The following is a 13,256-nucleotide window of genomic DNA, read 5'->3' on the forward strand; positions in this document are numbered from 1 at the left end:
AGCAGGCGTGGCCCACGAAAATCAAAGAAATCATATTGAAGGTATTCTCAATGAACCCCTTGCCATCATCGGGATGAATTGCCAGTTCCCAGGAATCGATGCCGATGTTGAAGATGTGCAGGCATTTTATGAACTGTTGTTGAGTAGGCAGTCGCCAATTAAGGAAGTGCCAAGGAGCCGATGGGATATTGAAAAATATTATGATGCTGATAGAAAAAAGGCTGGTAAAATCATTAGCCGCCACGGAGGATTTTTAAATAATCCAGAGTTATTTGATGCCGCTTTTTTTAAGCTGTCATCCGCAGAAACAAAACAAATCGATCCCCAGCAGCGTTTATTTCTGGAAGTGTCCATTCGCGCTTTAAACCACGCCAACATCACTCTTGATTCATTAAAAGATACTAATACTGGGGTATATTGCGGAATTTCAACTCATGAATACAGCCAACTCAAGTATAAAGACAATGTAAAATTTAATGCCTACACCCCTATAGGAATTGCTAACAGCGCTGCAGCAGGAAGACTGAGTCATGTATTAAATTTAAAAGGTCCAAGCATGGCTGTTGACACGGGATGCTCTTCCTCCTTTTCCGCTCTTTATCTTGCAGCCACCGCGCTCAGGATCCACCAATGCAATATGGCGATTGTTGGGGGAGTTCATCTTAGTCTTTGTCCTGAAAGCTTTATGGGCTTAACCAAAGCAAACATGCTCTCCGCCTCGGGTAAATGCCGAAGCTTTGATGCCAAAGCAGACGGTTTTGTTCGCAGCGAAGGCTGCGGGGTGATTATTGTCAAACGGCTGCAGGACGCAATAGAGGCTGACGACAAGATCCATGCGGTTATTAAAAGTATTGTCATGAACCAAAATGGCGACGGGACAGGCTTAATGGTGCCTGACATCGAAGCCCAGATCGCGATGCATCAAGCTGCATTGGCACAAGCGAACCTGGCTGCCGGCGACATTGATTACATTGAAACGCATGGAACCGGAACTGCTGTTGGCGATCCGGTGGAATTTCAGGCAATTCAATGCGTCCACCTGGGCCATCATCGCCAAGATAAGCCGCTGATTATAGGCGCATTAAAAAGTAACATCGGCCACACCATCTCTTCCTCCGGCATTGCCTCACTTATCAAAGCAGTTTGCGCCTTCAGATATGAAACAATCGCGCCGAACTTGCACTACACAACACCCAATAACATGATTGAGCCAGACAGCATACCCGCGCTGATTGCAACTGAAAGTGTCCCCTTTCAGCACCATCCAGGGAAAAAAAGATACGCGCAAGTATCCAATTTCAGTTTCAGTGGAACCAATATCAGTGTTGTGATAGAGGAACCGCCCAAGCAGATAAAACAATACCCTGAGGCAGAACATGGAAAGCCCTATTGTTTTGTGGCTTCTGCCCATAGCGAGCGTTCATTGCGGCAAATGCTGACAAACTATGTCCAATTTCTAAGGGAGTCGGCCGCAAGCCTTCATGATGTGTGCTGTACTTTAATCAATTGCCGCGATCATTATCAGTTCCGCCTGGCAATCATCGTCCGCGACAAGGAAACATTAATTAAACAAATTGAATCTGAAGAGTATGAAATAAAAAAAACCATCGTACACCATGAAAGCATAACCCTGGCAAATGATGCCCAACAAATTTATGACGCTTATTTAAAAGGATTGAAGCCAAGGCTAAATCCAATTCAGTATCAAAAAATAGACTTGCCACTTTATTATTTTGACAGAAAACCTTATTGGCATGAACCCAGAAACCGCGACGCTGACAGCCACTGGCTAAATAGCTTGTATTGTTCTTCCAAAGAAGGACAGATAGAAACCATCAAGGGAAAAATCGCACCCCTTATTCAGGAGATTGTCGAGAAAGAACCGATAGATGAACATCAAGACTTTGAATCATTGGGCTTTACCGAACCCTTGTTGGACGACCTTTATCAGGCGCTTTTGGGACTGTTCCCATCACGGCTCAAGATTCCAAATTCGCTGTTATCACCTTATTTAACTCTAGATAAGCTGGCGAGGCATTTGCAGCAAATCATCATGCCGCCCGCTGTCCATCGCCAACCTTCCATAAAGGTTCTGAATATCGAACCGATTGCCATTGTGGGCATGAGCTGCCGCCTGCCCCGGGCAGCGAATGTCGACGAATTTTTATCCTTGCTGGTGCATGGCGAAAGCGGCATGGTCGATATTCCGCCGGAACGATGGGATAATGATCAATATTATGATCCTGATGCCAATGCATTAGGCCGGCTTTATATCAAGCAACTGGGCTTAATTGATCATGTTAAAGCCTTTGACGCGGATTTCTTCAATATTTCCCCTCGCGAAGCCAAACTCATGGCTCCCCAATTACGGGTATTTATGGAGGAAAGCTATCACGCACTCGAAGATGCAAATTTACCCCTTGACATCATCAAGGACAGCAATACGGGAGTATTCGTTGGCGTTGGAACAAATGAATATCCAGGCGCCCTGGCAGCGCTTGGCGTCAGTTTAGAAGAATTAAATATCTACTTTGCGACAGGAAACGTTCTCAATGCCTTGGCGGGGCGCGTGGCCTATGCATTTGATTTTCATGGACCAATCCAGGCAATTGATACTGCCTGTTCATCTTCCATGACTGCCATTCATAATGCCTGCTTAAGTTTGCAGTCTGGCGAGTGCGATATGGCTCTTGCCGGCGGCGTCAATATCTTACTCACCCCCTATTCAAATATTACGCTGTCGAAAGCCAAAATGTTATCGCCTGAAAGCCGGTGCAAAACATTCAGCGAGGATGCCGACGGCTATGCCAGATCCGAAGGGTGCGGTGTGGTGGTATTAAAGCGTTTAAGTACGGCCATTCAAGATGAAGATGATATTCTCGCTATTATCAAGGGGTCTTCTATCAATAGTGATGGGAAAAGCGGCGGATTCACCGTTCCCAATGGGATTGCCCAAGAAGAAGTGATACGCAGTTCGCTTGCAAAATCAGGGCTATCTCCAAAAGATATCGATTATATTGAAACGCACGGCACGGGCACGCCGCTTGCTGATCCCATAGAAGTCAACGCGTTAACCAGGATTTTCAGTGAACACCATAGCCCCGAGAAGCCGCTTTATATCAGCTCGGTAAAAACCAATATAGGCCATAGCGAAAGCGCTTCAGGTGTGGCAAGCCTCCTCAAGGCAGTGTTAAGCATAAAAACACAAAAAATTTTCAAGCATTTGAATTTCAAAAAGCTAAATCCCGCAATTGAACTAAAAAATACCGCCATCCCATTGCAAACAATAGATTGGCATAAGCCTAATGGACCAAGATGCGCGGGCGTCAGTTCATTTGGGTTCAGCGGGGCAAATGCGCATATCATCCTGCAAGAAGCCCCCCGCAAAAAGCAAGAAGGCCGTACCTTGCCAAAAGAATCCCTATTGCTCATATCGGCAAAAAATAAAACCTCCCTTGAATTGCTGTTATCCAGTTATCAAACCTATTTATCCCTGACAGAACATGAGTTTGCCGATATCTGTTTTACTGCAGCAACCTGCCGGAGCCATTTTTTATTCCGCGTGGTCATTAAAGCCAACTCGGCAAGAGAGGCCGCAGCCTTGATTGCTAAAAAGGAATATCAAATTCATCAAATTCAAAAGGAACAAGAGTTCTGCCAAAAACCAGGTACCTTGGAACAAATGCAGGTTGCATATCAGGAAGGCCATAAAGTAAATTGGCGAGAGTGTTATCAGTCACTGGGTTATCAATTTCTCAAGGTTAAATTGCCGCTATATGAGTTCACCCGTACAGAGCATTGGTATGGCCATAAAGATAAGTTGAAAGATGCGCTGCCTCCCAAAGATTGGTGTTTCCAATTGCAATGGGAACAGCAGGCATATGACAACACTCATCGTAAAACACAAGGCGGGCATTGGCTCCTGGTTGGCAACCCGCAAAAGGCTTCTGATTTTGGCAAGGAAGGGTTGCATATTCTCCAGGAAGAGGATGATTATTCATTCAATGCATTAGCCGGCATTATTTTTGCCGCGCCATTAGAAACTTGCCGCAACGATATTCATTCCCAAAAGGAAATATTAAAAACGCTCCTCAACCTGATTAAAAAGATTAAAAAGCAAAACAGGAAAGAAGCTGATTTACGGCTGGTTGTGTTGACCGCAAACGGCATACCGGAGCTTGCTGGGGATAATTTAAATTTAAGCCATAGCTCCCTTACCGGATTTTGCAAAACCCTTGCCCTGGAGTTGCCGCAATATTCCACCATTTTGATAGACTTGGAAAATCCTGACGATAAACAATATGCAGCACAAGTAGTTGCAGAAATTGAGCACAATCAGGGGGCGCATTATGAACACCTGGTGGCGTATCGTAAGGGCAAACGCTATGTTCCGCGTTTAAAAAGAGTTGCGTTGGAAGACGGCAGGCGCTCGTTGCACAATGCTGGCCGTTACCTCATTACCGGAGGCTCTGGAGGGCTTGGGCTCGTCACTGCACAAGCTTTGTTATCGGCTGGGGCAAAAGAGCTGATTCTTACTGCAAGGCATATAGACAAACCCGAGATAAAAAAAGCGATTCAAAAAATTCAATCCTTTTATCCAGGCCGCACAGTCCGCATGGTCAGCCTGGATGTAACGGATAAGGAAGGGCTGCGCGCATTTCTAGCAGAGATAAACGCAGATGGACTTCTCAAGGGAATTATTCATGCCGCCGGCGCTGCAGTTAAAGCGCCTTTGCTGGAGCATCGGGAGGAGGATGTAGACTATGTATTTTCTGCCAAAGTCCAGGGCGGATGGAACCTGCATGAGCTAACTCAACACTGTGATCTGGATTTTTTTATCGTTTATTCGTCCATTGCTTCAGTATTTGGGAGCAACAAAGAATCAGTATACGGTGCTGCCAATGGCTTTCTGGATGCTTTGATTGCCGAAAGGCAACGCCTGGGCCTCGTCGGTACCGCCATTCAATGGGGGCCATGGGGAGAAGTTGGCATGGCCCAGAACCGGTCTCGCAACCAAAACCTAAAAAAAGCCTTAATTGCTAACGACCAGGGCTATACGCTCATTAAGATGCTTCTCAATAGCCGGCTAAGCCATGCAGCCATTATTTCGCCGGACTACCTCAAATTCATGCTTGATTTTGTACCAAAGCCCAGGCCTCTTTTCCATGAGCATTTGGCAAAAGATCTGGCTGACAACATACCCGAAGTCAATCCACTGTTGTCACCGTGGCTAAGCAGTTATCTCCGAATTGATTCTGATAAACGCCTTAAGGCCTGCAAGGACATGCTGGGCAAGATTTGCAAAGAGATACTGGAGCTCGCGGATGCTGAAGATATTAATGAAGACACCGGCTTTTTTGAGCTTGGTTTTGATTCTTTGATGATAACGGAAATGGCAGCCCGGCTTAAGAAAGAGCTTGAGCCATACCTTAAGGTGACGGTGAGTATTGGCTTTGATTATCCATCGATTGATAAATTAGCAAGATTCATAGAATCTGAGCTGAATCATCATTTGATTAAACAACAGGTTTCCAACTCTTCTGAGGCATGTGATGATTCCATTGCTATTGTTGGCATGAGCTGCTCTTTGCCGAATGCGCCTGATGTGGCGGCATTTGAACGCCTGCTCGAACAAGGGCTAAGCGGCATTCAAGATATTCCTCTGGAACGTTGGGATAATCGCAAATACTATGATCCAAATATCAATGCGCCTCTGAAATCCTATGTAAACAAACTTGGATTGATAGAAAACATCAAATGTTTTGACGCCCATTTTTTTGGGATAAGCCCTCGTGAAGCCAAATTGATAGAGCCCCAACAACGGATTTTTTTGGAATGCTGTTATAAAGCCCTGGAAAATGCCAATTATCCTGCAAATGCATTGCGCGGCAGCCTGACAGGCGTATTCGCCGGTGTTGGTCCCAATGAATACTATGGCCTGCTCGAAAAAATGGGGTTCTCAAATGAGGAGCTTAGCGCCTATTCCATAACCGGCAATGTATTAAACCTCATACCGGGACGGGTAGCGTATACTTTTGATTTGAAAGGACCGTCAATTAGTGTCGATACTGCCTGTTCTTCTTCCCTTGTGGCCATTCATTATGCGTGCCAAAGCTTGAAAAACCGGGAAATTGATTATGCTTTGGCGGGCGGCGTGAATATACTGCTCTTGCCGGAATCCAATATAACCTTATGCAAGGCCCGCGCCTTGTCACCGGATGGGCAATGCAAAACCTTCGATGAAAAAGCCGATGGTTATGTGAGAGCAGAAGGCTGCGGCGTGCTATTCCTTAAAAGAACATCGGATGCCTTGCGCGATAAAGATCATATTCTTGCCGTCATTAAAGCGTCTGCTGTCAATAATGACGGCCAGTCTGCCGGGTTAACCGTGCCGAATGGCAAAAGCCAGGAGGAAGTGATGCTGAAAGCCTTGGCGCAGAGTGATCTGGCTTCTTGCGATGTTGGTTATATTGAGGCGCATGGCACAGGAACGGCCTTGGGCGATCCAATAGAAGTTCATGCCATCAATAAAATCTATGGGGAATCGCGCGACCGTGACAATCCTTTATATATTGGCACGGTTAAAACAAATATTGGCCACCTTGAAAGCGCGGCTGGTGTTGCCGGCGTGATTAAAACCGTGATTGGGATACAAAATAAGAAAATTTACAAAAATTTAAATTTTAACCGCTTAAACCCAAATATAAAATTAAATGGCACACGCATCGCTTTACAAAATATAGATTGGCATCATGGCTCAAAGCCCCTGTGCGCGGGTGTCAATGCATTTGGATTCAGCGGCACCAATGCGCATGTCATTTTGCAGGAATTTCCAGCTAACCAAAGCGCGACCTCAATCAGGGCGTTTAAAAAGCATTTGCTGGTTTTATCCGCAAAATCCAGGACTGCCTTAACCAATTTAGCTAACCGTTATCAACAATATTTAGCAACCACTCCACATCATTTTGCTGACATCTGCTTTACGGCGGCGACCTGCCGGGAACATTATCCCCATCGCCTTGCGGTGATGGCAGCGAGCGCTGAAGAGGCCAGCCGCTTGCTCAGCAGCGGGCAATTTGTCGAATCAGCCAAAGAAAATCACAGACTTGATATCCAGGATATTGCGCTTAAATCGTTATTGCTGGCCTACCTCAGGGGCGAAGAGGTCAATTGGGCTTCTTACTATAAAACCCGCGGGGATGAATTTAAAAAAATTTTGTTACCGAATTATACATTTGACCGCCATGAATATTGGCTGGACAAAAAAAGCAGTGGGAATGTCTTTCCAAACGCGGTGCATCCCCTCTTGGGGCAAATGATTTCCCTGCCGAACAATGAGTATTTATTTCACCAAAAACTGGACTTGGAAAATTTAAGCTATATCAACCAGCATAGCGTATTTGAAAAAATGGTTTTTCCAGCAACAGCTTATATCGAGTGTGGTTTGGCCGTGGCTGGATTAATCTTTAAGGGGAGCGCCTGCACAATAGAAAAATTCACAATTGAGCGCCCCTTCTTCCCAAAGCAAGACCAGGAGTTCCAATTACAGGCAAAACCCCAAAATGACGGGCTATACCAAATCAATATTTTTGCCAGGGAAGATATCAGTTGGCAACGATTTTCTTCAATGGAGATTAAGCCGCAAACCACGCCAAAGACTGAAACCCTGGATTTGGATGCGCTTAAATCCGAATGCATTGAGAAAATAGATGTATCAGAAATTTATGAAGATTTCAGGAAACGATCATTGTTTTATGGCGATGAGTTTCATGTTTTACAAGAAGGGTATGTGCAGGTTAACCAGGTTTTGGCTAAGGTAGGATCAACCAAAGCCAACTATGGTTCTGAATATTACTTTCATCCCATTCTCCTGGATGGCGCGATGCAAAGCCTGCTGTTACTCGCTACCCGTCATGCCGATACTGCCACCTACGTGCCCTATGCCATAAAAAACATGACGACTTACCAGGAAGCCCCAAGAAATATTTGGGTGCACTTAACCAAGCGCGCAACAAAGCATGAAAATGAACTTGGCGTCGATATAAAACTGTATGATAACTCGGGCTTGTTGATAGGCGAAATTGAGGAACTGAAATTAAGAGCCGTCACAAGAAAGCATTTTGCCTCATATGAACCGGGGATTCAGCATCTTTACAGCATCAAATGGCAGCCTCTTGATTCAATCTTGCAAGCTAATCCTGTAATCCCTGAGCTTTGGGTTGTGGCCAAGGATGAAGTGAAAGCTGAAAAAGCATTAGGACATATGAATTATCAACTTATTAAGGATATGACCCAATTCACCAATATCAAAGATAAACACATCGTCTTTCTCCATGATCAAGAGTTTTCAGACTTGTTTCATTGCTGCCAAACCATGTTTAAGTCAAGCCCCCGCAGTTTTATCTTTGTTACTGAAAATGCTTATGCCGTGCGCGAGGGTGAACCGGTTAACCCTTACCATACAATGGCCAGCTCTTTCTGGAAAAGTTTTAGCAATGAGCTTGAGCTTAACAAAAATTACACAGTCGATCTGGGCCCGAATGAGACTCTGGCCAAGCCACTAACTTATATATTCAGTACTGATGATCCAGAAAATCAACTGGCTGTTCGCGATTCAATCTACGTACCAAGACTTAAGAAAACAAAGCTGCCAGTTTCAAATGTACAAGAAGAGCCTTTGTTCGATGCTCATGCGACTTACCTCATTACCGGCGGTACTGGAGGGTTAGGCAAGGCATTAATTAAATATCTCACGCGAAGAGGAGCAAAACATCTGGTCATTACCAGCCGCTCTGAGTGCCCGGAAGATATCAAGATATTGATTAAACATGAAAAACAAAACCAGGCCTTTATCACCCATTATAAAGTTGATGCCTCCCATTATCAGCATATGGAACAGCTTATCGCGGACATTCAAAGCATAAGACCCTTAAAAGGCGTATTCCATCTTGCAGGCCTTGTTCGTGATGGATTGATTGTGAATTTAAATGATGAAGACATGCAAAGCGTATTCAGCGCAAAAATGGAAAGCGCCTTAATTCTGCATCAACTAACCAAACACCTTCACCTCGATGTATTTGTCTTATTTTCATCTACAGCTTCGCTGCTGGGAGCCAGAGGGCAGGCAAATTATGCTGCTGCCAATGGATTTTTAGACGGATTGGCACATTTTCGCCAGCAGCAAGGCTTGCCGGCTTTAACCATCAACTGGGGACCTTTCCATGAAACCGGGATGACTACAAACCTTACGCAAATCCTGAAGCAGCGCGGATTTATGCCGCTTAACAAAGATAACCTTGAGATTCTCGATGTTTTATTGAAAACCCAGTTACCCCAAATTGCGTTATGCCCTGTTGCCTGGGATACCTATTTTAACTATTCGCCAAAACAGGCATGGCTGTCTGAACTGGCTCATCACAAAATTCAAGCGCAGCAGCATTTTTTAAATTCCTTAAAGTTGCGAACCCGGGAAGAAAAAATTGCAATACTGAGCCAGACCTTATGTGAGATTGCAGCAGATGTGTTGGGGTTAGACGATACAGCGCAAATCACAGCCAAAGATAATTTATTCTCAATGGGCATGGATTCCTTGATGGCCATAGACATCAGAAACAGGATTCATGATAAATTACAATGTGAAGCGCTAAGCCTGTCAATCGAGTATTTTATTAATTCTCCAAGCATTGCAAAAATTGCAAGAAATATCGCGGATGAAATCCAAACCCTCTTTGCCGCAGGAACCAGCAATAATCTGCCATTTGCAGAACCGGATGAAGAAATACCTTTATGTGATTTCCAGTATATATTTTGGGTGCTCAACAAGTTTCAATATAGTTTTAATATCGGCATGCAAGTTCAATTACACGGCAAACTCAATCAGGATTATTTATTTCAGGCTTTTAATTTTGTTATTCATCAAAACAAAGCCTTCTGGATTTATTTCAACCACAAGACTCCCACGCAGCGGTTAAGACAAGAAGGCCAATTCAAGTTACTCTACAAAGATATTTCTTTAAGCCATGAAATCAAAAGCCTCAATGATGAATTCCACAGCAACACCATGCGCGTCATTCCTTTGAATGAGCAGCCGTTGATTCGCGTGTATCTTTATAAAATGAACCATGAATTGCATGAGCTGCACATGATTATCCCGCATATTATTGTGGATGATGTCTCATGTGAAATTGTATTCAGTCAATTTAAAACATGTTATGAAGCTCTCGTATTGGGGAAAAAACTAACAGGCGAACCAATAGCGAATTTGTATTTCCGCTATGTAAAACAAAGCAATCATTATTATGAGAAAAATCTGCAAGAAAAAATCGGCTTTTGGCAGAAATACAATCATGGCTTTCAAATGTTAAGTTTCGGCGCCAAACATCATTTGCCCGATGCTGCAAGACAAGTAAAACATTTATTCCATTATACCCTTGAGCCGTTGGCGATCGAAAAATTAATCAATTGGCATAGGGAAAAAAATCTTAACGTTAGCTCAGGATTAATCGCTGCTTGCCAGATTGTTTTTTACAAGATAAGCCGCCAAAATAAAATTCCAATTATTCTGATTCACAGCGGCCGTGAAAGGAGTGAATACAAATCAGTAGTAGGTTTATTCTCAGAATATAAGAGAATCAATATTACTTTAAGCGAACAATATCAATTTATTGATTGCATCCAATCTATTGAAGAACAGCTGACTAAAACTGCCCCTTACCAAAAATGTTCCCATTTCATCCGAGATGCCGGGTTGAAAGGCTCGAGGGTAACAATTGGCCAATACCTGACAACTCAGTTGAATAAGCTCCTTCTTACCAGGAATTTTAAAGAAAAAAAGGTCAATGCAATACTAACTGACTTCTACATAAAATACCTAAGCCAGATAGCCGCCATCAGACGAAGTATTTCAATTAAATTTAAGCTGAATCAATTATTCAACTGGAACCTTTGCCTGCAGAAACCGGACAGATTACGGACTCTTATCAGCATTACGCCAAGCTTTTTTACCAAGGAAATTCAGAATCAGCGTTTTGCCAATCTCAATTATTCATTTCCGGATCATTTTGCCTCTGCAAACCGTCCTATCGGCAACCAAACGCTATGGATTTACTTTTCAAAAAATCAACATGGCGAGTATCAGCTTTCAATCAATGGGCCATTGACTACTGAGTGTAAAAATCTTATCGCATCTGAGTTTAGCAGGATTATTTCTGCGGTAGTCGAAAATGACGGGCAATGCATCAATAACTTATTAGAGTGAATTTTGGACATCATAAAATATGCTAATCTAATAGGAAATATGCTTAACAAGGAAAACCTGATGGCCAATGGAATCCCTAAAACAGGAGAAATAGGCTGGAATCGCTTGATGACCGATGATATTGAGAAAGCCAAAGCTTTTTATCAAGATGTTTTTGGCTGGGAAACTTTTGAAGTGGATCTGGAAGGAGCGCCCTATTTTATCTTCAAATTAGGCGCTAAAAAAATCGCAGGCCTCATGCAATTACCCCAACAGTGGCAAGCGCCGCCTCATTGGATGAGTTTTATAGCGGTAGAGAATATCGAGAACACCATTAACGAAGCCAGGCGTCTTGGTGCGGAGTTGATAATAGAGCCTAAAATCATCACCGGTCTCGGATTAGTAGCCCTTTTTAAGGATCCAACAGGTGCTGTTGCAGGCCTTTATCAACCATTCTGAATAAGAGGGAGAACCTAAATGACCGATAAAGCCCGGAATGCAGGAGAAATAGGATGGAACCGATTATTAACTGTGGATGTTGAACAAGCCAAGGATTTTTATCATCAGTTATTTGGCTGGGAAACCATTGAAGTAGAACTTGATGGAATAACTTACTTCATATTCAAATTAGGCAACAAAAATATTGCCGGTTTAATGTGGCTGCCTCCAGCATGGCAAGCACAAGATCCAAGGATAAGCCCCCATTGGATGAGTTACATCACGGTAGAAAACATCCAGGAAGCGGTATCCAAAGCCGTGCGCCATGGAGCCAAACTGGTAGTAGCGGCAAAAACCATTCAGAATTTAGGAATGATTGCCATGCTTCAAGACCCAACCGGTGCTTATATCGGATTATTTCAGCCAATCTTGGGCTAAAACAATTTAATGTAAGCGCCAAGCCCAACATTATGGACAAGACAATGCGCCATCGCTAATATGCTGAGTTTCAATAGCATCCTATGTCGATCATATGATCAAGACGCCATTACCTGATCGTCTCAAACAAGCCTGGAATGCCATACGTGCGCAGAAGTATGCTGCTGCACTGAGTTTGCTCGATTCTATGAATCCTCTTTACAACGAAAGCCATCAATACGCCAAAGTAATCTGTTTGTTTAATTTGCAGCGGTATTCCGAATTGATAAGCTTTGTATCATACATCCAAAGGGATCTGGGTAATAGCGAACGTCTTTTGTTAGCACGCTCTTATCAACACTTAGGTAACTATCAAGAATCTCTGCAAGCTTTCAAAAAAATCCCTGACTGGGAGAAGGACAAAAAAGCGTTGTTAGGCTTGGCACGCTGCTATGAAGAAATGGAGCATTATGAAGAAGCCTTGAAAATATTTTATAAAATACCTGATTGCGCTCAAGACAAAGCAGCATTGTTAAGTTTGGCACGCTGTTATGAAAAAATAGGGCATTATGCAGAAGCCTTGCAAACTTATATGAGCATTCCTGGCTGGAATAAAGACAAAACAGCATTATTAAGCCTGGCACGCTGCTACCAAGAAATAGAGCATTATGCGAAAGCCTTGCAAACTTATACGAACATTCCTGGTTGGAATAAAGATAAAATTGTTTTATTAAGTTTGGCGCGCTGTTATCAGGAAATGAACTGTTATGCAGATGCCCTGCAAACCTACTTCAACATACCTGATTGGGATAAAGACAAAACAGCATTATTAAGCTTAGCACGCTGCTATCAAGAAATAGAGCGTTATGAAGAAGCTCTGCAAACCTTTACCAAAATACCCGGTTGGGAAGAAGATAAAACAGCATTGTTAGGTTTGGCGCGTTGTTATGAGGAAATGGGCAACTACGCAGAGGCTCTGCAAACTTTTAGAAGAATACCCAATTGGGCTAAAGATAAAACAGCTCTGTTAGGCCTGGCACGCTGCTATCAGGAAATGGGCAAGTATGTGGAGGCTCTGCAAACCTTTAGAAAAATACCCGAGTGGGCTAAAGATAAAACAGCCCTGTTAGGTCTGGCGCGCTGCTATCAGGAGATGGGCTCTGAT

4 protein-coding genes are annotated in these 13,256 nt (G+C 43.5%); all 4 read left to right on the top strand.

Features of this window, described 5'->3' with window-relative positions; translation table 11 throughout:
• The first annotated feature begins 7 nt into the window (after positions 1-7).
• Complete coding sequence (locus Llon_RS08795; RefSeq protein ID WP_058529689.1) at positions 8-11,257, top strand: SDR family NAD(P)-dependent oxidoreductase; 11,250 nt, start codon at positions 8-10, stop codon at positions 11,255-11,257.
• A 60-nt stretch (positions 11,258-11,317) separates the two neighbouring features.
• Positions 11,318-11,695 (top strand): VOC family protein, encoded by a 378-nt coding sequence (locus Llon_RS08800; RefSeq protein ID WP_058529690.1) that lies wholly within the window; start codon positions 11,318-11,320, stop codon positions 11,693-11,695.
• An 18-nt stretch (positions 11,696-11,713) separates the two neighbouring features.
• Entirely contained in the window at positions 11,714-12,112 is a 399-nt protein-coding gene (locus tag Llon_RS08805) for a VOC family protein (protein WP_058529691.1), read from the top strand.
• A 94-nt stretch (positions 12,113-12,206) separates the two neighbouring features.
• Positions 12,207-13,256 (top strand): tetratricopeptide repeat protein (locus tag Llon_RS08810; RefSeq protein WP_193391627.1); only part of this gene is annotated, 1,050 nt, incomplete at its 3' end.

Source organism: Legionella londiniensis (assembly GCF_001467825.1).
Lineage (GTDB): Bacteria > Pseudomonadota > Gammaproteobacteria > Legionellales > Legionellaceae > Legionella_A > Legionella_A londiniensis.